The sequence below is a fragment of the Streptomyces sp. Ag109_O5-1 genome, from assembly GCF_003814875.1.
Classification (GTDB): Bacteria; Actinomycetota; Actinomycetes; order Streptomycetales; family Streptomycetaceae; genus Streptomyces; species Streptomyces sasae.
The window spans coordinates 11,012,159-11,032,470 of the sequence record NZ_RKQF01000001.1 but is presented as its reverse complement, the minus strand read 5'-3'; the positions used below and the strand labels follow the sequence as shown (position 1 = coordinate 11,032,470).

General features: G+C 69.9%; 20 protein-coding genes, 1 other RNA gene and 3 pseudogenes. 11 read left to right on the top strand and 13 right to left on the bottom strand.

Annotated elements, in window-relative coordinates:
* The first annotated feature begins 250 nt into the window (after positions 1–250).
* Positions 251–2,272, top strand: a complete 2,022-nt coding sequence (locus tag EDD90_RS50230; RefSeq protein WP_123979857.1) for an NADPH-dependent 2,4-dienoyl-CoA reductase — start codon at positions 251–253, stop codon at positions 2,270–2,272.
* Positions 2,273–2,342: 70 nt separating this feature from the next.
* Here the strand turns inward: EDD90_RS50230 and EDD90_RS50225 are convergent.
* Both EDD90_RS50225 and rnpB read right to left on the bottom strand, forming a co-directional pair.
* Positions 2,343–3,397, bottom strand: a pseudogene (locus EDD90_RS50225) (SpoIIE family protein phosphatase); the annotation flags it as partial.
* Positions 3,398–3,982: 585 nt separating this feature from the next.
* Positions 3,983–4,434: RNase P RNA component class A (gene rnpB / locus EDD90_RS50220), an RNA gene on the bottom strand.
* 189 nt (positions 4,435–4,623) lie between these two features.
* Between rnpB and EDD90_RS50215 the strand changes: the two genes are divergently transcribed.
* Together EDD90_RS50215 and EDD90_RS50210 are read left to right on the top strand one after the other, a co-directional pair.
* Positions 4,624–5,766 carry an IS4 family transposase gene (locus tag EDD90_RS50215; RefSeq protein ID WP_185149510.1) on the top strand — a complete coding sequence of 381 codons (1,143 nt, stop codon included), beginning with the start codon at positions 4,624–4,626 and terminating at the stop codon, positions 5,764–5,766.
* Entirely contained in the window at positions 5,744–6,010 is a 267-nt protein-coding gene (locus tag EDD90_RS50210) for a hypothetical protein (protein ID WP_185149509.1), read from the top strand. The genes EDD90_RS50215 and EDD90_RS50210 overlap by 23 nt, the downstream gene beginning before the upstream one ends.
* 46 nt (positions 6,011–6,056) lie before the next feature.
* On the opposite strand, the gene EDD90_RS50205 is transcribed toward EDD90_RS50210, so the two are convergent.
* Positions 6,057–6,314 (bottom strand): WhiB family transcriptional regulator, encoded by a 258-nt coding sequence (locus tag EDD90_RS50205; RefSeq protein WP_123979851.1) that lies wholly within the window; start codon positions 6,312–6,314, stop codon positions 6,057–6,059.
* A gap of 247 nt (positions 6,315–6,561) precedes the next feature.
* Between EDD90_RS50205 and EDD90_RS50200 the strand changes: the two genes are divergently transcribed.
* Positions 6,562–6,951, top strand: a complete 390-nt coding sequence (locus EDD90_RS50200; RefSeq protein ID WP_123979849.1) for a VOC family protein — start codon at positions 6,562–6,564, stop codon at positions 6,949–6,951.
* 71 nt (positions 6,952–7,022) lie between these two features.
* Here EDD90_RS50200 and EDD90_RS50195 read toward each other — a convergent pair whose 3' ends face one another.
* Positions 7,023–7,364, bottom strand: a complete 342-nt coding sequence (locus EDD90_RS50195; protein WP_123979847.1) for a hypothetical protein — start codon at positions 7,362–7,364, stop codon at positions 7,023–7,025.
* A 508-nt stretch (positions 7,365–7,872) separates the two neighbouring features.
* Here EDD90_RS50195 and EDD90_RS50190 point away from each other — a divergent pair.
* On the top strand, positions 7,873–8,688 hold the full coding sequence (locus EDD90_RS50190; protein ID WP_398928802.1) for an alpha/beta fold hydrolase: 816 nt from the start codon (positions 7,873–7,875) through the stop codon (positions 8,686–8,688).
* 101 nt (positions 8,689–8,789) lie between these two features.
* The gene (locus EDD90_RS50185) at positions 8,790–9,212 is read left to right on the top strand and encodes a hypothetical protein (protein WP_123979845.1); all 423 of its coding nucleotides are present in this window, start codon (positions 8,790–8,792) and stop codon (positions 9,210–9,212) included.
* Here EDD90_RS50185 and EDD90_RS50180 read toward each other — a convergent pair.
* Positions 9,191–9,970 (bottom strand): helix-turn-helix domain-containing protein, encoded by a 780-nt coding sequence (locus EDD90_RS50180; RefSeq protein ID WP_123979843.1) that lies wholly within the window; start codon positions 9,968–9,970, stop codon positions 9,191–9,193. The genes EDD90_RS50185 and EDD90_RS50180 overlap by 22 nt on opposite strands.
* An 86-nt stretch (positions 9,971–10,056) precedes the next feature.
* Here EDD90_RS50180 and EDD90_RS50175 point away from each other — a divergent pair, with 86 nt between their 5' ends.
* The gene (locus EDD90_RS50175) at positions 10,057–11,010 is read left to right on the top strand and encodes an LLM class flavin-dependent oxidoreductase (RefSeq protein WP_123979841.1); all 954 of its coding nucleotides are present in this window, start codon (positions 10,057–10,059) and stop codon (positions 11,008–11,010) included.
* A gap of 152 nt (positions 11,011–11,162) precedes the next feature.
* On the opposite strand, the pseudogene EDD90_RS50170 reads toward EDD90_RS50175, so the two are convergent.
* Positions 11,163–11,671, bottom strand: a pseudogene (locus EDD90_RS50170) (TetR/AcrR family transcriptional regulator C-terminal domain-containing protein); the annotation flags it as partial.
* Here EDD90_RS50170 and EDD90_RS50165 point away from each other — a divergent pair.
* A pseudogene (locus EDD90_RS50165) lies at positions 11,665–11,856 on the top strand (CocE/NonD family hydrolase C-terminal non-catalytic domain-containing protein); the annotation flags it as partial. The pseudogenes EDD90_RS50170 and EDD90_RS50165 sit on opposite strands and share 7 nt — an antisense overlap.
* A 194-nt stretch (positions 11,857–12,050) precedes the next feature.
* Here EDD90_RS50165 and paaE read toward each other — a convergent pair.
* The 7 genes from paaE to EDD90_RS50130 all read right to left on the bottom strand — a co-directional run bounded on the left by paaE (position 12,051) and on the right by EDD90_RS50130 (position 17,776).
* The gene (gene paaE / locus EDD90_RS50160; RefSeq protein ID WP_123979839.1) at positions 12,051–13,166 is read right to left on the bottom strand and encodes a 1,2-phenylacetyl-CoA epoxidase subunit PaaE; all 1,116 of its coding nucleotides are present in this window, start codon (positions 13,164–13,166) and stop codon (positions 12,051–12,053) included.
* Entirely contained in the window at positions 13,166–13,684 is a 519-nt protein-coding gene (gene paaD / locus EDD90_RS50155) for a 1,2-phenylacetyl-CoA epoxidase subunit PaaD (protein WP_123979837.1), read from the bottom strand. Before paaD ends, paaE begins: the two co-directional genes overlap by 1 nt.
* A complete protein-coding gene (paaC, locus tag EDD90_RS50150; protein ID WP_123979835.1) occupies positions 13,678–14,508 on the bottom strand; it encodes a 1,2-phenylacetyl-CoA epoxidase subunit PaaC in 831 nt (276 codons plus the stop codon). The genes paaD and paaC overlap by 7 nt, the downstream gene beginning before the upstream one ends.
* Before the next feature lie 9 nt (positions 14,509–14,517).
* Entirely contained in the window at positions 14,518–14,808 is a 291-nt protein-coding gene (paaB, locus tag EDD90_RS50145) for a 1,2-phenylacetyl-CoA epoxidase subunit PaaB (protein WP_123979833.1), read from the bottom strand.
* Complete coding sequence (paaA, locus tag EDD90_RS50140) at positions 14,805–15,776, bottom strand: 1,2-phenylacetyl-CoA epoxidase subunit PaaA (RefSeq protein WP_123979831.1); 972 nt, start codon at positions 15,774–15,776, stop codon at positions 14,805–14,807. Before paaA ends, paaB begins: the two co-directional genes overlap by 4 nt.
* Before the next feature lie 135 nt (positions 15,777–15,911).
* Positions 15,912–16,364 (bottom strand): Lrp/AsnC family transcriptional regulator, encoded by a 453-nt coding sequence (locus EDD90_RS50135; protein WP_123979829.1) that lies wholly within the window; start codon positions 16,362–16,364, stop codon positions 15,912–15,914.
* A 188-nt stretch (positions 16,365–16,552) separates the two neighbouring features.
* On the bottom strand, positions 16,553–17,776 hold the full coding sequence (locus EDD90_RS50130) for a thiolase family protein (protein ID WP_123979827.1): 1,224 nt from the start codon (positions 17,774–17,776) through the stop codon (positions 16,553–16,555).
* Between the two features lie 174 nt (positions 17,777–17,950).
* Here EDD90_RS50130 and paaI point away from each other — a divergent pair, with 174 nt between their 5' ends.
* Genes paaI through EDD90_RS50115 form a run of 3 tightly spaced genes read left to right on the top strand, consistent with a single transcriptional unit; the run spans position 17,951 to position 20,296 of the window.
* Entirely contained in the window at positions 17,951–18,382 is a 432-nt protein-coding gene (gene paaI, locus EDD90_RS50125; protein ID WP_123979825.1) for a hydroxyphenylacetyl-CoA thioesterase PaaI, read from the top strand.
* Entirely contained in the window at positions 18,379–19,725 is a 1,347-nt protein-coding gene (gene paaK, locus EDD90_RS50120) for a phenylacetate--CoA ligase PaaK (RefSeq protein WP_123979823.1), read from the top strand. Before paaI ends, paaK begins: the two co-directional genes overlap by 4 nt.
* Before the next feature lie 58 nt (positions 19,726–19,783).
* Positions 19,784–20,296, top strand: a complete 513-nt coding sequence (locus tag EDD90_RS50115) for a GNAT family N-acetyltransferase (RefSeq protein ID WP_123979821.1) — start codon at positions 19,784–19,786, stop codon at positions 20,294–20,296.
* Positions 20,297–20,312 lie beyond the last annotated feature (16 nt).

Here is a 20,312-nt window from a genome sequence, read left to right as displayed (position 1 = left end):
CCGACTCTGGGTTCAGCACGTTGCGAGGGCTACGGGTAGGGATACCTGATGGCATACCTGATCCCCTACCTGTCTTCTGCCGGGACGGTCGGCTGCGGCGACCCGGTTCAGATGCGAAGCCGCTGGTGAATGGGGTGAACAGCCTGTTTCGCGAGACTTCGGCGATCTTTTGCAACTGATTGCATAAACGTTCCGGGGTCATAAAACTGCTTGCATGCCCCAGCACGACTCAGGAGCAGGAGCACTGCCGATGTCCCCCTACCCTCACCTGCTGAGCCCCCTCGATCTGGGGTTCACCACCCTGCCGAACCGTGTCCTGATGGGCTCGATGCACCTGAGCCTGGAAGAGGCCGAGCGAGGCTTCGAGCGGATGGCCGCCTTCTACGCCGAGCGGGCCCGCGGCGGCGTCGGGCTCATCGTCACGGGCGGGATCGCCCCGGATGACCGAGGTCGAGCCTTCCCCAGAAGCGCCAAGCTCACCACCGAGGCTGAGGCCGAGCAGCACGCGCTCGTCACCGAGGCGGTGCACCGCGAGGGGGGCCGGATCGCGATGCAGATCCTGCACACCGGCCGGTACGCCTACCACCCCGATCTGGTCGCCCCCAGCGCACTCCAGGCGCCGATCAGCAGATACGTGCCGCATGCGCTGACCGATGACGAGATCGAGGAGACGATCGAGGCGTTCGTCCGTGCGGCCGCGCTCGCCAGGACAGCCGGCTACGACGGCGTCGAAATCATGGGGTCCGAGGGCTACCTGATCAACGAGTTCATCGCCCCGGCCACCAACCACCGCACCGACCGTTGGGGTGGCACCTACGAGAACCGGGTCCGGTTCCCCCTGGAGATCGTCCGTCGCGTGCGCGAACGGGTCGGCCCCGACTTCATCCTCATCTACCGCCTGTCCATGCTCGACCTCGTCCCGGACGGCAGCACCCTGGACGAGGTGGTCACGCTCGCCAAGGCGGTGGAGGCGGCCGGCGCCACGATCATCAACACCGGGATCGGCTGGCACGAGGCACGCGTCCCCACCATCGCGACCTCAGTGCCGCGCGGCGCGTTCTCATGGATCACTCAGCGCCTGAAGGGAGTCGTTTCCGTCCCCCTGGTGACCAGCAACCGCATCAACACCCCAGAGGTCGCGGAGGAACTGTTGGCGGAAGGCAGAGCGGACATGGTCTCGATGGCCCGTCCGTTCCTCGCCGACCCGGACTTCGTCGCCAAGTCACGCGCCGGACGCCCTGACACGATCAACACGTGCATCGGCTGCAACCAGGCGTGCCTGGACCACGGCTTCAGCGAGAAGACGATCTCTTGTCTGGTCAACCCGCGGGCCGGCTATGAGACGGAGCTGGTGCTGTCTCCGACGCGCCGCCGCAAGCGCCTGGCCGTGGTGGGGGCAGGTCCGGCCGGGCTGGCGGTGTCGGTGACGGCCGCCCAACGCGGCCACGACGTCACGTTGTTCGACGCCAACGACAAGATCGGCGGCCAGCTCAACATCGCCCGGCAGGTCCCGGGCAAGGACGAGTTCAACGAGACCCTGCGCTACTTCCGCGTCCAGCTCGACGAGCACGGCGTGGACGTCCGCCTCGGCACGAAGGTCACCGCTGAGGCGCTGGCAGAGGGCGCCTATGACGAGGTCGTCGTCGCGACGGGCGTCACCCCCCGCACTCCCGACATCCCGGGCAGGGATCGCCCGAATGTCGTCAGCTACCTGGACGTGCTGCGCGACCAGGTGCCGGTGGGCGAGCGGGTGGCGGTCCTCGGGGCGGGCGGTATCGGGTTCGACACCGCGCTCTACCTGACCGACCCGGGCGACGAGGCCAGCCGCCGCCCTGACGTCTACTTCCGGCGCTGGGGCGTCGACGTCGACTACCGCACGCGTGGCGGACTGGGGCGCCCTGAGCGGCCCACGGCGCGACGAACCGTTCACCTCCTCCAGCGCAAGACCAGCAAGGTCGGCGCCGGTCTGGGCGCGACCACGGGGTGGATCCACCGGGCCGAGCTGAAGCACCGCGGGGTCACCATGGTCGCGGGAGTGACGTACCGGCGCATCGACGATGAGGGTCTGCACGTCACGGTCGACGGCGAGGAGCGAGTGATCCCGGTCGACACGGTCGTCCTGTGCACGGGCCAGGAACCCAACCGAAGCCTCTACGAGGAACTGCGCGAGGACGGGCTGTCGGCCCACCTCATCGGTGGCGCGGACCTCGCCGCAGAACTCGACGCCAAGCGGGCGATCCGCCAGGGCACGGAACTGGGGGCGACGCTCTGACGCCAAGCCTTCTCGGCACTCCGGCAGGTCCGCGATGTACCTTCGGCGACTTCGCACCTCGACGACCGCGTCATGGGATCAGTTCGTCAAGCTGCTGTTCCGCCCAGTTCGTCCTGCCGGTCATGGAGTAGCGGGTGCCCCAGCGGCGAGTGAGCTGGGCGACCATGAAGAGCCCACGGCCGCCTTCGTCGAAGGTGCGGGCCCGGCGCAGGTGAGGGCTGGTGCTGTTGCCGTCGGAGACCTCGCAGATCAGACCCCGATCCCTGATCAGCTGGAGCCGGATCGGCTCCGCGCCATAGCGAATCGCGTTGGTCACCAGCTCGCTGACCGCGAGTTCGGCGACGAAGGCGGCGGCCTCCAGATGCAACGCGGCCAGCCGGTCCACAACTCCTCTGCGGATCGTGACCGCAGCTGCGGGATCAGGAGGCACCGCCCAGTCGGCCACCTGATCCTCGCTGAGCCTCTTGGTGCGGGCCAGCAGCAGGGCCACGTCGTCGGTGCGCGGCTGCGTGCACATGGACGCCAGGACGCTGTCGCACAGCGCGTCCAGTGACCGGGCGGGCTGGGCCAGAGCCCGTTGGAGGTCGGAGAGGTCTTCGTCGAAGTCGCATTCCCGGGATGTGACGAGACCGTCGGTGAACAGAGCCAGCACGCTCCCGTCGGGAATGTCGAGGTCCACGGCCTCGAAGAGCAGGCTGCCGAGTCCCAGCAGCGGCCCTGTAGGCAGGTCGTCGGTGTGGGTCACGATGTCATCAAGATGCGTGAGGAGTTCGTCGGGCGACAGATCGATGTCGGCGAGCGTGCGCACCGCGGTACGCAGCCGCTCCATGGTGACCGAGGCGGCAATGCCGTGTCCCACAACATCACCGATCACGAGGCCGACCCGCGCGCCGGGAAGGGGGATCACGTCGAACCAGCCCCGCCGGTCCGAGACCCGTTCCCAGCAGGCAGATACCGGCTGACCGTCTCGACGGCCGCAAGAGCGGGCCGCCGCGGCAACATCGCCCGCTGAAGCGCCAGTGCGATCCCGCGCTCCCTTGTGAACCGGTGGGCGTTGTCGAGACACACAGCGAGCCGAGCTACGAGATCCTCGGTGGCGGCGACATCGTCCGGCCCGAACGGCTCGCGCGACTTCTCGCTCCTGACGGACACTGCGATGCCCAGGACCGCGTCCGGGGTACGGATCGGGACAGCGATGAAGGATGTCCCGTTCTCCTCTCGCGTCACCGTCCGGCCGGCGAGGCACTCCGCAACCGGCAGTGCGCCGGGGTCGATGTGCGCCTCTCGGTCACCGAGGCCTGGCAGGGCAGACCGATCGTTTGGGCCTCGGTCTCCCGCGCGGCGCAGCACCGGATGACCGCCACGCGGACAGGAGGCGTCTCTCCCCGGAAGACGGGCTCCAGCAGGTTGACGCTGACGGAGTCGGCGAAGCGGGGCACGACGACCTCGGCGAGTTCCTGCGCGGTTCCGCCGATGTCCAGGCTGCCGCCGATACGGGTCCTGGCCTCGCAGCCGGTGGCCGTTCATCTATGCGGGCATCAGCCCAACGCCGGAGCAAACCCCCGGATCAGGTCAAACCTGCACACCCGCTGCCCGAGGGACTTCCGAGGGACTTTCCGCCGCCTAACGCGGCAAACCCCCGAAAGATCGGAAAGGACGTCCGACGCAGGTCAGAGGCCCTTTCCGAGGCAAAGCCACAGGTAGCCGCAGACGAGTCAGGCTGTACGCCGGATTCTGTCACCCAGTCGCCTCGCGGCAACCGGGGAGACGGCCATCCATCTAGGGCCGACGTTGCCGCCGGCCTCGTGCGGTCTACCCGCGGACTCGGGCGGGCAGCCCTCGAATGTCCGCGCAGAGCGCTTTTCACGGCGCCCCTCTTGACCTTGCTCCAGGTGGGGTTTACCTAGCTGGCCAAGTCACCCTGGGCACTGGTGGTCTCTTACACCACCGTTTCACCCTTGTGGACGAGCACGCTGACCTGCGCATACGCCAGCTCGACCGGCAAGACCCGAAGACCGCGAAGCCGCCCTCCACCCAAGGATGATCGTTGAAGGCGACAGGCCTCGGAAGGTTGCCCAGCGGCACCTCTGTGGGCTCTCTCGATTTCAAGTGTGGGCATCTGTGGGCGGCTTCGCCGGAACCGAGGCCGCCCTGATGCCGACGGTCCTGACGCATTGCCACTCCGACAGATGGCGTCCCGCTTGGTGCAACACCGTTGCGTTATGCCGTCCGGCGTCTTGTCAAGTTCATGAACGAGAGGACGGGACCCCTGGTAGATCCCTGTGGTGTCGAGCCCAGAGATCGTCGTACCGGAGGTCCCGTTGCCGCGGCATTCTGCCACCCCACCACCCGTGGCGTCAGCTCATGATGTGTACGCTCCCGGCCACCTGGGAGAGTTGACACAGGTCATCGACCCGCACCTGGTTGACGCCGTCCTCGAGGAGACAGGCTCGCGTGAGCGGCGCGTGCGGTTGCTGCCTGCGCGGGTGGTGGTGTACTTCGTGCTCGCTCTCGCCTTCTTCGAGCGCTCGTCCTACCAGACGGTATGGAGCAAACTCGGGGCGGGACTGCACGGGATCGCGGTGGCGCGGCCGTGCGCCTCCTCATTGTCGCGAGCCCGGCGCCGACCGGGCAGCGCTCCGCTGCGCCGCCTGTTCGAGATCCTGGCGGGTCCGGTGGCCGCCCGGGCACGGTCCGGCTCCTTCTATCGCGGTCTGCGGGCGGTCACGGTGGACGGCACCACTTTGAGCATCCCCGACGAGGAGGCGGTGACCTGGCGCTTCCCCAAGCACGGTGGTCAGGTGCTCGAATTCGGCTACCTCCTGCTGCGCCTGGTGGCACTGGTCGAGTGCGGCACCCGCGCCCTGCTCGGCGCGGCCTTCGGCCCGGACACCACCGACGAACTCGGCTACGCGCGCCGCCTGCTGTCCCATCTGGACGCCTCAATGGTGCTGCTGGCCGACGCCTACTACGACGCATACGACTTCCTGGAGGCAGTGACCGGCACCGGCGCATCCTTCCTGCTGCGCTCGACCCGCAAGCGGCGCCCGACGGTGCGCCACCCGCTGCCGGACGGCTCCTACCTGACCACCGTCTGCGCCGGGAGATACCAGGCCGGGCGCGGTTACGGGCGGCTCGAGGTACGGATCATCGAAGCCTGGATGACCATCGAGCTGGCCGACGGCACCCGCCGCACCGAGCTGTGGCGGCTGATGACCAGCCTCCTGGACTCCGAGAGCTACCCCGCCCACGAGCTGATCACGTTGTATCACCGCAGGTGGCAGGCGGAGACCTGCTATTTCTCGTTGAAGTCGACCGTCCTCGACGGACGGGTGCTGCGCTCACGGACAGTCCCCGGGCTCGAGCAGGAGGGTCTATGCCCTGCTGACGGTCTACCAGGCGCTGGTGCGAACCGCCGACGACCTGGTTACGGCCCAACCGGGCCTGTCGGCGGAGCGCGTCAGCCTGATCGTGCTGCTCAACGCCGCCGCTGACCAGATCGTGGCCGCCGGCGGCATCGTCCCGGCCGGTCCGGTGGGCCTCGTCGGGGCGATCGGTCGTGTCGCCCTGGCCGGCCTCCTGCCGAAGGGCCGACGCTGGCGGCTGAAGGCCCGAGTCCGCAAGCGCAACAGCAAGTACACGTTCACTACCGGCAAGCACCCCAGAAGAGCCCAGGCATACGCCCTTCACTTCGAGATGATCAAGGAAGGCGGTCTTGACGCCACCAACAGTGGCTAAACGCAACGGTGTTGCACTACAAGGGACATGACCATCCGACAGGAGGTCAGATCATCGCGCCTGCACCGAGACGGCGTTCGGTCTCGGTCGTGCCGCCCCAGATCCCTTCCGTCTGTCCCGTCCGCACGGCCCAGGCGAGGCACTGCCGGACGACGGGGCACGCGCCGCAGACGGCCTTGGCCTCGTCGATCTGGTGGCGCGTCAGCCCGCCGTTCCCGATGGGGAAGAAGAGATCAGGGTCCTCGCGTAGGCAGGCGGCGTGTTCACGCCAGGACGCGGCCGGATCTTCGCGTGCGGTGGTCATGGCGACGGAGACCTCCGGTGCTCGTCGTTCGGTGCGCAGGCGCGCGCCGGCATCTGTACACAGAAGACGAGGCAGCAGGCACATCTGTGACATGGAGCCGCGCTCTGCGGTTCGACCGGTTGCCGCCGCTGATCCGGCCGGTCTGGCCCACGTGGACAACGGCGTCTAAGATCTACGGCGACATCGCGTGCCGGTCACTGGCTGGGTGAGGCATGGAGGTGTCGGGAGATGCCCTCGGAGGCATTCCTTGTCAGTCGAGCTGAACCACACGATCGTCCATGCCCGGGACAACCGGGAGTCCGCGGAGTTCTTCGCAGACCTGTTGGGCCTTGAGATCACTTCCGAGTGGGGCCCGTTCATCGCTGTCCGGTTGAGCAACGGCGTCACGTTGGACTTCGCCACGGTTCCGGTGGACACGATCACCCCACAGCACTACGCCTTCCTGGTCTCCGAGGAGGAGTTCGACGCGGCGTACGCGCAGATCAGGCAGCGCGGCATCGAGCACTACGCCGACCCCAGGCGGAAACACCCCGGGACGATCAACCACAACGACGGCGGTCACGGCGTGTACTTCATGGACCCGGCAGGCCACGCCATGGAACTCATCACCGTGCCGTACGGCGGCTGGGCCGCGTAGGAAGCAAGCGCTCAGAACCCAGCGTCGCGTCCCCGACACCGCTGTCCGGATCGGGCTTGGGCCACCGAACCCTAGGAGGCGCCGACCAGAACCACGGTGACGCACAGTGCCATGGCCGCGGTGATGAGGATCATCGCGGTCAGGGTGCCGCGCAGCCAGTGGCCGAAGCGGACGCGATGGCGCTGTTCCACCTCGCTGATGCTGGCAGCGATGTGGTCGGTGACCATGCGGGCCACGTATGTCTGTTCCTCCAGATACCAGCGCTCGATGTCCGTCCGCTGTTCCCGGGTCAGCCCGGGCTCCTGTGCGGTGAAGTCCGCGACGCGCCGACGGGCCGCTCGCAGATGAGCCTGCTGGTACAGGAAGTCCTGGATGTCGGTCAGGCCGCGGGCGGCCTCCTCGCTCGTGTCCATGGTGTGCTCCACAGGTGAGGCGGCGGCTGTCCGGCCAGTCGCTGTGGTACGTGAGCGCGGTGCACGCGCTTCAGCGCCGGGGAGGAGAGCAGCGCGCACGAACGTATCGAGCCGGGACTGGTCGGGGCCGGCGATCTCGCGAACGCCGTGGAGAGCTGGAACAAGCGGTCCGAACCACCAGCGTGGCAACTTCCGCGGGAAGCCGCAAGGGCTCCGTCACCTCGTATCACCGTTCGTGACGGAGGCGTCACCCGAATGCCGGACGGACGGGGGACGGACGCGGAAGGGGCGCAGGAGGGACAAGGTCTCTTCGATCTACGTCACTTGACGGAGTCGGTCGCGGCAGCCGCCTGCCTGGCTTTCTTCACGTGGCCGCGACGGTCGGGCACACCCAAGGAGAAGCCATGAGTACGGAATCGCGGAACGTCGTTCTCGTCCACGGAGGCTTGTGGACGGATCCGGCTGACAGGGGGTCTACGCCGCCCTCCAGCGGGACGGGTACGACGTCATCGTCGTCCAGAACCCGACACTGTCGCTGGAGGGCGACGTCGCCGCGACGCGGATGGCCATCGACGTCCTGGACGGCCCGGTCGTCCTGGTGGGGCACTCCTACGACGGTGTCGTGATCTCCGAGGCGGGCAACCACCCGAAGGTCGCGGCGCTGGTCTACATCGCCGCGTTCGTGCCCGACAAGGGCGAGTCGGTAAGCTCGCTCATCGCCGACCCGGCGCTCCGGTGCCGCCGATCCTGCCGCCCAAGGACGGTTTCCTGTTCCTGGACCGCGAGAAGTTCGCGGACTCCTTCGCCGGACGTTCCCGTCGAACTGGCGGAGTTCATGGCCGACTCGCAGGTGCCGTGGGGTGTCGACGCGCCCATCGGCGCCGTGGCGGAGCCGGCCTGGCGGGTGAAGCCGAGCTGGTACCTCGTCGCCACCCACGACCGTATGATCCCGCCGCCCGCGCAGCGTGCGATGTCCGAGCGGGCGGGCTCGCAGGTCGTCGAGGTGCCCGGCAGCCACGCCGTGTACGTGTCCCGGCCGGACGAGGTGGCCGCCCTGATCAAGCGGGCCGCCGGGTTGTCCGTCGGGCCCGCCGGTGCCACCGGGCTGGCGTCGCTCGCCCCGCAGCAACGCGAGATCGCCATGCTCGCGGCGGCGGGCCTCACCAGCAAGCAGATCGGCGAACGCCTTCCTCTCCCCGCGCACCGCCTCCACCCACCTGCACCAGCTCTTCCCCAAGCTGGGCGTGGCCTCCCGCGCCGCACTGCGCGACGCGTTGGGGGACGACGACGCCTGACCACAGCGGTCGGCCGGTCTCGCCGCTGACGTCTGCACGCCGTTCTGCCGATTCCCCGTCGGGAATTGTCGGTCGCGGTCGGGCACCGCAGGATCTGGTCCGAACCGCCCCGCCCTGCAAGGAGATTCGCGTGATCGAGATCGACGCACAGCAGCTGGCCGACCGCTACATGGCCCAGTGGACGACACCGGACGCCACCGAACGCCGAACGGCCATCGAGCTGTTGTGGGCCACGGACGGCGTCCACGTCCTCCAACCACCGGCGGAGATGAGGCAGGTCGCCGCCGAACTCGGCTTCGGCCACTCGACATTGGAGGCTCAGGGGTACGACGCCATCGAGAACCGGGTTGCACGAGGCCACGAACGCTTCGTCGAGGCGCAGGGGTTCGCCTTCCGGGCACGCCCCGGCGCGGTGCGGCTGCACGGCCTGGTGAAGTTCGGCTGGGAGGCGGTGTCGGCCGAGACCGGCGACGTCGTGGGCGGGGGCCTGAACATCCTCGTACTCGACGACGACGGCCGGATCAGGACCGACTACATGTTCCCGGGAGCCTGACCTCCGGCGACGGGAGCCGCGGGCCCGGCCGCCGCCCACAGCGCCTCGGCGGTCGCCTGGTCGGCCGGCAGGAACGCCTCCAGTTTCAGCTCGGCCAGTGTCACGTCGACGGCGGTGGCGAAGGTCGTCACGGTCGTCATCAGGCTCAGGTCGCCGCGCGAGGAGCGCAGCCGAAGGGGTACCGCGAATCCGAGCGCCCCGGCTGATGGCTCCAACTCCGGGATATACGAGGTGAGTTCGGATCGCAGCTCGGGCCGGTGGCCGAGGCCGGCCAGGATGTGGCGCGCCCATTCGGCGAGGTTGCGGATGCGCGGCGCCAGACCGTCGGGGTGCAGCGCGAGACGGTAGACGTTCCTGCCCGGGCCGAGCAGTTCGGGGGCCGCCCCCTCGGCGATCAGATCAAAGGCCGGGTTCGCGGCGATCAGGTCGCCGCCCCGGTCCACGACGAGCGCGGGATAGGGCAGATGCCCGCGCAGGATGTGGTCGATCGCCTTACGGACCGGCGCCAGTTCTGGGCCCTCCAGCGAACTCTCCGGATAGGCGGGGGCATACCCTGCGGCGAGCAGCAGCTCGTTGCGCTCCCGCAGCGGCAGTTCCAAGGACTCGGCCAGGCGCACGACCATGTTCCGGCCGGGCACGGACCGGCCGGACTCGATGAAGCTGAGGTGGCGCTGGGTGGTGCCCGCGCGCAGCGCCAGGTCGAGCTGGCTGAGTCGGCGGCGGACACGGCGTTCGCGAAGCGCGCGGGGGAAATCCACTGACCTGTTGTAACGGCGGCGGAGGGCTACGGGCCATTCCCCACGGGGAATTGTCGCCGGCCGCACCGTTCGTGAACATCACCGGCATGGACATCGGTGTACTGCTCCCGACCGGAACGGCCCAATGGGGCCCGACCGACGACCCCCGCGAACTGGTGGCGTTCGGCCGCGCGGCCGAACGCCTCGGTTTCTCCTCGCTCTTCGTCAACGACTCCCTGCTCAGCCCGCGCGTCGAGGCGCTCACGATGCTGGCGGCACTCGCCCCGGCGACCGGGACCGTGGCACTGGGGACGGCGGCCCTGCTGCCGTCCCTGCGCCGGCCGGTCCAGGCCGCGCAGTCACTCGCGTCCATCGACGTGTTGTCCGGCGGCCGGCTCACCGTGACGGTCGGCGCCGGTTTCCCGGGCCGCTTCGGCATGCCTCTCTACGCCCTGTCCGAACTGCCGTGGGCGGGACGCTTCGCCCGTCTCGACGAAACCGTGGCACTGTGGCGTGCCCTGTGGGACGGCGCCGGCTCCTTCCAGGGCGAGCTGTTCCGCTTCGCCGACCTCCCGCCCGCGCTCACGCCGGCCCGCGCGGGCGGCCCGCCGGTGTGGCTCGGTGGCGCGACCCCGTCGGCGCTGGCCCGCGCCGGAAGGCTCTACGACGGCTGGCTGCCCTACCCTCCCGATCCAGCCGACTACGCCACGGGACTCCATGACATCCGCGCGGCCGCGGCCGACGCCGGGCGCCCGGCCGGGGACATCACCCCGGCGCTGTTCGTCTCGATTCGGATCGACGACGACGTCGAGCGGGGCCGTCGGGCGACGGACGCCTACGCTCGGGCCACGTACGGCATGCCGTTGCAGGACCTGGAGCAGATCCAGGCCGTCGTCACCGGCCCCGCCGATCAGGTCGTCGGGCGTCTGGAACGGTACGTCGCCGTCGGCGCCCGGCACATCGTCCTCCGCCTCGCCGCCCAGGACCTGCACTCCCAGCGCGACCAGCTCGAACGTGCGGCGGATCTGATCCCCGCCGTGCGCACAGCTGCCCTCGCATAAGGAGCCGGGCGCTCTGACCCGCCTGTGGGTAGCCGGTCTGCCGCCGAAAACGGCGCCGGGGGCAGCCCTCGTAGCGGCCGTGGCCAGGGGCAAGCCGACGGTCTGGTCCCCGGAGGTGCCGCGGGCGGGACGCAACTCACAGTTGCGTGGCATCAGTCGGTATCAAGGCCGTCGATCAGACGGTTGAGGAACCGGGTGAAGGTGGCATCGGGAGTGAGGGGACGTCCGGGGGCGGAAAGGGCTTCGGCGGGTTCCGGGTGGCAGCCGTCGGCGGCGACAGCGGCGAGGTAGCGGCCCTCGGCTGCGGCCCGGTCCGGTGATCGTGAGACTGCGGCCTGTGCGATCTCGTGGGCGACGTGCCCGGCCACGAACGCGGTGATCTGGGCGAAGACCTCCAGTTTCGCCGCGCCGTCCAGCCCGGTGGGCCGCAGGGCGGCGAGCACGTGTTCCAGGAAGGCCAGCGTGTTGGGGCCCGGAACGCGACGGGTGGACAAGGCCGCGGGCAGCCATGGGGGCGCAGCATGTGGGCGCGCTGCTGTCGGGCCACGGTCTTCAGATCGGCACGCCAGTCGCCGCTGGGCGGGTCCGTGACCGTGAGTTCGCCGCAGACGTGGTCGACCATCAGTTCCAGCAGCGTCTCCTTGTCAGGGGCGTAGCTGTAGCGCCCACCGCTTCCCCGTCGGCCATCGCATACGCTGGCAGATCAGCGGAGGCGCTCACCCACGCTACGCCCGCAGCCCCGGCACCGGTGAGTCGCCGCTGAACGCCACCACCTTCACACCGGTGCGCATCACGCTCCACACGGAGTCGGCGTTGGTACTTCCCAGCAGCTCAGGGCTCGCGTAATTCGTCAGTCCTGCGAGGAACGGTCGACGAGCCGGGCAGTTCGGCCCGGCTCACTCCTCCACGCCTCGCTTGGCCGTCCAGGTCAACGAGTCGGGCTTTCACAGCGGCCATCCGGTGGCGATGCTGTCGAGCCAGACCCGAACGGCCGGTCCCCATGCCTGGTTCCCCGCCCGGCGATGCCGGGCGGCGGCCGGTCAGCTGTCGTAGTCGACCGTCAGTGTCTCGGAGACCGGGTACGACTGGCAGGTCAGCACGTAACCGGCGTCCACTTCGGCCGGTTCCAGGGCGTAGTTGCGGCGCATGTCCGCCTTGCCGTCGGTGATGCGCGCACGGCACGTACCGCACACCCCTCCCTTGCACGCGAAGGGCAGGTCCGGGCGGATGTGTGAGGCGGAGTCCAGGATCGTGCTTTCGCGAGGGAGTCGCGCGGAGGTGGAGCGGCCGTCCAGGGTGACGGTGACCTCGCTGGTCGGTCCCGTCGCCGCCGCCTCCTCGTGGCGGACGGGTTCGATCGGCTCGTCGTCGGCGAAGAAGAGTTCCTGGTGGACCCGCTGGGCGGGGACCCCGAGACCGGCGAGCACCTGCTGTGCGTCGAGCACCATGCCGTGCGGGCCGCACAGCCACCAGTGATCGGCGGACGGCACGTCGATCAGTCCCTCGATGAGCGCGCCGAGGCGTTCGCCGTCGAGCCGCCCGGAGAGGAGTTCCGCTTCGCGGGGTTCGCGCGAGAGGACGTGGGCGAGGTGGAAGCGGGCGCGGTACTCGTCCTTCAGGTCGGCCAGTTCGTCGGCGAACATCACGGTGTCGGTGCGTCGGTTGCCGTAGAACAGGGTGACCTTCGAGCGGTCGTCGGCCGCGAGGACCGACTCGGCGATGGACATCATGGGGGTGATGCCCGAGCCCGCCGCGATCAGTACGTGGTGGCCGGGCACCGTGAGGTCGGGGGTGAAGGCGCCGGTGGGGGCCATCACCTGGAGGGTGTCGCCCGGCCGTACCTCGTGGACCAGCCAGGAGGAGAAGAGCCCGCCGGGCACCTCGCGGACGCCGATGCGGGGCGGTGCGCCGGCCGGTGAGCAGATCGAGTAGGAGCGCCGTTCGTCGCGCCCGTCGATGTCGCGGCGCAGGGTGAGCGACTGGCCGGGGCCGAAGGCGAACTCCTCCGCGAGGGCGCCGGGGATGTCGAACGTGACCGCCACGGCGTCCTCGCACAGGCGCTGGACCGCGGCGACACGCAGGGGATGGAAGGCTGGGCGGCGCCGGCGTGCTGTCGTCACAAGGGCACCGGCGGTCGGTGCCGTCAGCTCTGCCATCAGATCTCCTTGACGTACTCGAACGGCTCACGGCAGGTGAGGCACCGCCACAGTGCCTTGCAGGAGGTGGCCGCGAAGCGGGAGGTCTCCTCGGTGTCGACCGATTGGCAGCGCGGGCACGGGACCGTGCGCCGGGTCGGCGACAGGGTCAGGGGGACGGGACCCGCGGGGCGCTGCGGCGCCGCCATGGGCGGGGCGATGCCGTGTTCGGCGAGTTTGCGGCGTCCTTCGGGGGTGATCCAGTCACTCGTCCACGGCGGGACCAGCACCGTGCGGATCTCGACGCGGTCGAAGCCGGCGTCCCGCAGGCGCGCGGCGACCCCGGCCCGCATCTCGGCCATGGCGGGGCATCCCGAATAGGTGGGGGTGAGGTCGGCGACCACCGTGCCGTCGGCCGTGATCGTCACACCCCGCAGCACCCCGAGGTCGGCCAGGGTGAGCATGGGGAGTTCGGGGTCCGGGACCTGTTCGGCGAGGTGCCGGGCCCGCCGGACGTCGGACAGGACTGTGGTCACCATGTCGCCTCCGGATGTGCGCGGGCCACGCTCTGCAGCTCGGCCAGCAGCGGGGCGAGATGCTCGGTGTGCTCGCCGTCGCGACCGCTGCCGGGCAGGGGCGCGGGGTCCGGCACGGGAAGTCCGGCCGCGTCGAGGACCTGCCGGAGATCGGCCAGTACCGCGTCGCGTACGTCCTCGGCGGCGAACAGTTCCTCCCAGTAGGGGGCCTGCGATTCCAGGGCCGTCAGCATGCGCGCATGGGACTCTTCCGTGCCGTCGCCCAGGCGTACGACCCACTCGGCGGCGTACTGCCGGTGGTACGTGAGCTCCTTGACGCCCTTGGCCGCGATGGCCGCGAGCACCGGGTCGGGTGTGCCGGCCAGTTCGGTGAAGTGGGCGAGCCGCCAGCTCGCGAACATCAGCAGCCGCAGCACGGAGTGGGCGAAGTCGCCGTTGGGGAGTTCGGCGAGGCGTACGTTGCGGAAGTCGCCGGTGTCACGGAAGTAGGCGTAGGCGTCCTCGGTGCGGCCGGTGCCGTCCGTCTGGCCGCAGCGGGCGTAGAGCAGGCGGGCCTGGCCGAGCAGGTCGAGCCCGATGTTGGCGAGCGCCATCTCCTCCTCCAGTTCGGGGGCCCGGGTGACCCATTCGGCGAGCCGCTGGGCGAGGACCAGGGCGTCGTCGCCGAGGGCGAGGCAGGTGGCGGCCAGTCGGGCGGCGTCGACGGTCTCGGGTACGGCGGTGTCGACGCCGTGCAGGGGGTCTTCGAAGCCGGTGCCGAACGCCCAGCGGGCGTCGCTGTCGTCGTGGCCCTCGGCGAGGCTCAGGTAGACGTGGTCGTCGCTCATCACCGGCTCCTAGATGTGCGGGACGTCGTCGGGGATGTCGTAGAACGTCGGGTGCCGGTAGACCTTGTCGGCGCTCGGGGCGAAGAAGGGGTCCTTCTCGTCCCGGGTGGTGGCGGCGATGTGGTCCGAGCGGACGGCCCAGATGCTCACGCCTTCGTTGCGCCGGGTGTAGAGGTCGCGGGCGTGGGTGAGGGCCATCTGGTCGTCCGCCGCGTGCAGCGAGCCGACGTGGACGTGGTTGAGGCCGCGCTTGCCGCGGATGAACACCTCGTACAGGGGCCAGTTCTCCGGGTCGCTCATGCCACTGCCTCCTCGCGGGCTCGGGCGGCCTGCTTGGCGGCGTGCGCGCCGGCGGCCGCACGCACCCAGGCGCCTTCCTCGTGGGCGGTCCGACGGCGTTCCATCCGCTGCGCGTTGCAGGGGCCGTTGCCGCTGATGACTTCCTTGAGTTCGGAGAAGTCGGGGGTGCCGAAGTCGTGGTGGCCGCGCTCCTCGTTCCAGCGCAGCTCGGGGTCGGGCAGGGTCACACCGAGCTTGGCGGCCTGGGGCACGGTCATGTCGACGAAGCGCCGGCGCAGTTCGTCGTTGCTGTGCCGCTTGATCTTCCAGGCCATCGACTGCGCGGAGTTGGGCGAGTCGTCGTCGGGCGGGCCGAACATCATCAGGGAGGGCCACCACCAGCGGTCGACCGCGTCCTGCACCATCTCCCGCTGGGCGTCGGTGCCGCGCATCATGGTCATCAGCAGTTCGTAGGCCTGCCGCTGGTGGAAGGACTCCTCCTTGCAGACCCGCACCATCGCGCGGGCGTAGGGCCCGTACGAGCTCCGGCACAGGGGTACCTGGTTGCAGATGGCCGCGCCGTCGACGAACCAGCCGATGACACCGACGTCCGCGAAGCTCAGCGCCGGGTAGTTGAAGATCGACGAGTACTTCTGGCGGCCTTCGAGGAGGCGCTGGGTGAGGTCCGCCCGGTCGGCGCCCAGGGTCTCGGCGGCCGAGTACAGGTACAGGCCGTGGCCGGCCTCGTCCTGGACCTTGGCGAACAGGATCGCCTTGCGGCGCAGCGACGGCGCCTTGGTGATCCACTCGCCCTCCGGCTGCATGCCGATGATCTCCGAGTGCGCGTGCTGGGCGACCTGCCGGATCAGCGTCCTGCGGTAGCCCTCCGGCATCCAGTCACGCGGCTCGATCCTCTGGTCGCGCGCGATCGTCGCCTCGAAGTGGGACTCCAGGTCCGGCTCGGTGTCCCGTCCGACCGCTTCGGTCATCTCCACCAACTCCCTACCGACCATTCGTTCGGTTCATCATAAGGTCCCCCCTCCCCGGTCTGGCAAGAGCGGGGCCCGGTCATTGGCCGGATCCCGGGCCGGAAAGTGACCATGTGGATCACTCGGGCGGGGCGGTCATCCGGGCAGGGGGCGGTCTTCGACGACGTGCTTCATGACGAGGGTGGAGGTCAGACGCTGGACACCGGGAAGGCGTGCGAGCCGCTCGTCGTAGAGCTGCTGGAAGGCGGCGAGGTCGGCGGTGGCCACGCGCAGCAGGTAGTCGGGCTCACCGAAGAGGCGCTGGGCCTGGAGGACGTGGGGGATGGCGCTGACCACTTCCTCGAAGGCGGTGACGGTGTCGGGTGCTTCCCAGCGCAGCGTGGCGAAGACGAGCGCCTCGAAGTGCAGGCCCAGTGCGCCCGGGTCCACCACCGCGCGGTAGCCGCGGATCGCGCCCTGGGCTTCGAGGTCACGCAGGCGACGGTGGCAGGGCGAGACGCTCAGCTGCACCCTCGCGGCCAGTTCGGTGATCGTGAGACGGCCGTCCTGCTGCAGCTCGGCAAGAATCTTCCGGTCCATGGCATCCATGGAGAAGATTCTTCCTCACTACATCACCTTCTCGGGTAAATCCGGGAACACCTTCGGGGACTTCTTGCCTAGCCTTTCTCCCAGATGTGCGGGTGAGAGATGGGGCCTCATGAACTCGATCGGCTTCCTGCTGCTGGAACGCCTGGCGGGCTGACGACCCGGTCGGCCCGCTGTTCAAGCAGCAGCGGTCAGACCCGCTCCACCAGCAGGGCGACGCCCTGACCCACGCCCACGCAGAGGGTGGCCAGGCCACGGCGGCCGTTCTCGCGTTCGAGGCGGCCGAGCAGCGTGAGCAGGATGCGGGCGCCGGAGCAGCCGAGCGGATGCCCGAGGGCGATGGCGCCGCCGTCGGCGTTGACCTTTTCCTCGTCGAGCTTGAGGCGGCGGATGACGGCCAGCGCCTGGGCGGCGAACGCCTCGTTGAGTTCCACGGCGTCCAGGTCGCCGGTCCCCCAGCCGGCTCGGGCCAGGGCCTTCTCGGTGGCGGGGACCGGGCCCAGCCCCATGAGGTTGGGCTGCACACCGGCGGAGGCCGACGCGACGATCCGGGCCCGGGGAGTGAGGCCGTACCGCTCCACCGCCTCGGCACCGGCAACCACCAGGGCCGCCGCGCCGTCGGACAGCGGCGAGGAGGAACCGGCGGTTACGATGCCGTTCGCGCGGAAGACGGTGCGCAGGGAGCCGAGCTTCTCCAGGGTGGTGGCGGGGCGCGGGCCCTCGTCCCGGGTCACCTGGCCGTCGCGTACCGGGACGGGCACGATCTCGCGGTCGAAGCGGCCCGCTTCCTGGGCGGCCACGGCCCGCTGGTGGCTGCGCAGGGCGAAGGCGTCGGACTCGGCGCGGGTGATGCCGTCCAGGGCCGCGACCTCCTCGCCGGTCTCACCCATGGACAGCGTGGTCTTCGCCGTATCCGGTCCGGCGTCCCCGGGCACGGCCCGGTCGGCGGCGGTGAAGCGCGGGTTGGTGAACCGCCAGCCCAGGGCGGTGTCGTGCACCTGCCCGGGCTTGGCCCACGGGGTGCCGGGCTTCTCCATCACCCAGGGCGCCCGGGTCATGGACTCCACTCCCCCGGCGACCACGAGGTCCGCCTCGCCGGCGCGGATCGTCTGGGCTGCCGAGGCCACCGCCGTCAGGCCCGAGGCACAGAGGCGGTTGACGGTGTAGCCGGGCACGGTGTGCGGCAGCCCGGCGAGCAGCACCGCCATGCGGGCCACGTCCCGGTTGTCCTCGCCCGCCTGGTTGGCGGCTCCCAGGATGACCTCGTCCACGGCTGCGCCGGGGACGCCGGCCCGCCGGACGGCCTCACCGACGACGAGGGCCGCCAGGTCGTCGGGGCGTACGGCGGCCAGGGCTCCGCCGTAGCGGCCCTGCGGGGTGCGGGCCCCGTCGATCAGGTAGACGTCGTCGGACATCGGGCAGCCTCCTCGGCTTCGGGACGGACGGGGTGCCGTGGAAGTCGCTGAAGTCGGGCTGGTCCGCCCCAGCTGTGGCACGTCGTCCACCTCTTGACATGCAGGGGCCTTGCTGGATTACTTGACCACGCCGCACGCTAACCGAATGTTCGGTCGGTTCACAAGGTGGTGGAAATGACGACCCAGGCACCTGACACGAGGCCGGGCCCCGTCGAGACGATGTTCGCCGCGGACGAGGCTTCCCGCGGGCTCGGCATCGAGTTGCTGGAGCACGGCGAGGGGACCGCCGTTCTGCGGATGACCGTGACCGCCTCGCAGGTCAACGGGCACCGGATCGCCCACGGCGGTTACGTGTTCCTGCTCGCCGACTCGGCGTTCGCCAGTGCCTGCAACAGCCACGGCCCTGTGACCGTCGCCGCCGGCGCCGACATCGACTTCGTCGCACCCGCCTACGAGGGCGATGTGCTGGTGGCCACCGCGCGGGAGCGGGTCCGGTTCGGCCGCAGCGGTGTCTACGACGTGAGTGTCGTGCGCGGCGACGAGGTGATCGCGGAGTTCCGCGGCCGCAGTCGCACTCTGCGCACACAGAACGACGAGCCGCAATGAGCAGCGAAGTGATCCCGCCCGGGCCCAGGGGCACCCGCCGGGGAGAGCCGCTGCCCGAGGCGCTCCTGGACGACGCCGAGCGGATGTCCCGCGAGGAGCTCCGGGCGCTCCAGCTCACCCGGCTGCGCACGACACTGCGGCACGCGTACGACAACGTGGAGCTGTACCGCAAGAAGTTCGACGCGGCCGGCGTGGGCCCCGACGACTGCCGCACCCTCGCGGACCTCTCCCGTTTCCCGTTCACGACCAAGGCGGATCTGCGGGACACCTACCCCTTCGGCATGTTCGCGGTACCGATGTCCGAGGTGCGGCGGGTGCACGCCTCCAGCGGCACCACCGGCCGTCCCACCGTGGTCGGCTACACCGACAACGACCTGTCCATGTGGGCGGACGTGATCGCCCGCTCCATCCGGGCCGCCGGCGGCCGCCCGGGGCACAAGGTGCACATCTCCTACGGCTACGGCCTGTTCACCGGCGGCCTGGGCGCCCACTACGGCGCCGAACGCGCCGGCTGCACCGTGATCCCGGCCTCCGGCGGGATGACCGCCCGCCAGGTGCAGATCATCCAGGACTTCCGGCCCGAGATCATCATGATCACGCCGTCCTACATGCTGACCCTCCTCGACGAGTTCGAGCGTCAGGGCATCGATCCCCGCTCCACCTCCCTCCAGGTCGGCATCTTCGGTGCGGAGCCCTGGACGGAGGAGATGCGCCGCGAGATCGAGGAGCGCCTCGACATCCACGCGGTCGACATATACGGGCTGTCCGAGGTCATCGGCCCCGGTGTCGCACAGGAATGCGTGGAGACCAAGGACGGGCTGCACGTCTGGGAGGACCACTTCTACCCCGAGGTCGTGGACCCGCTGACCGACGAGGTTTTGGCCGAGGGCGAGAGCGGCGAGCTGGTCCTCACCTCGCTCACGAAGGAAGCGCTGCCCGTCATCCGCTACCGCACCCGGGATCTGACACGGCTGCTGCCCGGCACCGCGCGTCCCGGACTCCGCCGCATCGAGAAGATCACCGGCCGCTGCGACGACATGATCATCCTGCGTGGGGTCAATGTCTTCCCCAGCCAGGTCGAGGAGATCGTGCTGCGGACGCCGGGGGTGGCCCCGCACTTCCAGATCCAGATCAGCCGGCGCGCACGGATGGATCACATGACCGTCCGCGTGGAGGCGCGGCCCGACGCCGGCCCTGCCGACCGCGAGGCCGCCACGCGGACCATCGCCCAGGGCATCAAGGACGGCGTCGGGGTCACCGTGGAGGTCGCCGTCGTCGACCCGGAGACCCTGGAGCGCTCGGTCGGCAAACTCCGCCGGGTCAAGGACCTGCGCGAGTCCTAATACGATCAAGTCTTTATACGGTGGCGGGCGAACGGGCGGGGTGCCTACTGTCCTTCCCATGCCCGAGCTGCAGCTGCTCCGTCCGGACCACGCCCCGGCGCTCCTCGCCTTCGAGCGGGAGAACCGCGCCTACTTCGCGGCATCGATCCCCGACCGCGGCGACGAGTTCTTCGCCCGGTTCGACGAACTGCTCCGGGAACGGCTCGCCGAACAGGAGGCCGGGATCTACTACTTCCATGTACTGGTGGATGCGGCGGGTGAGGTGCTGGGACGGATCAACCTGATGGACGTGGCGGACGGCGGCGCCGATCTGGGGTACCGGATCGCCGAGCGGGCCACGGGGCGCGGGCTGGCCACCTCGGCCGTACAAGAGCTTTTCGAACTCGCCGCAAACAGCTACGGATTGACCACCCTGCGGGCCGCGGCCCGGGTCGACAACGCGGCGTCCCGGGCCGTGCTGGCCCGTACCGGGTTCACCGTCACCGGCGAGACAACGCTCTCCGGCCTCCCCGGCCTGACGTATCTGCGCCGGCTGGAGGAGTTCACCGCGCCCGGCCACCGGCCTGGCTGACACCGGACGGTCGGCG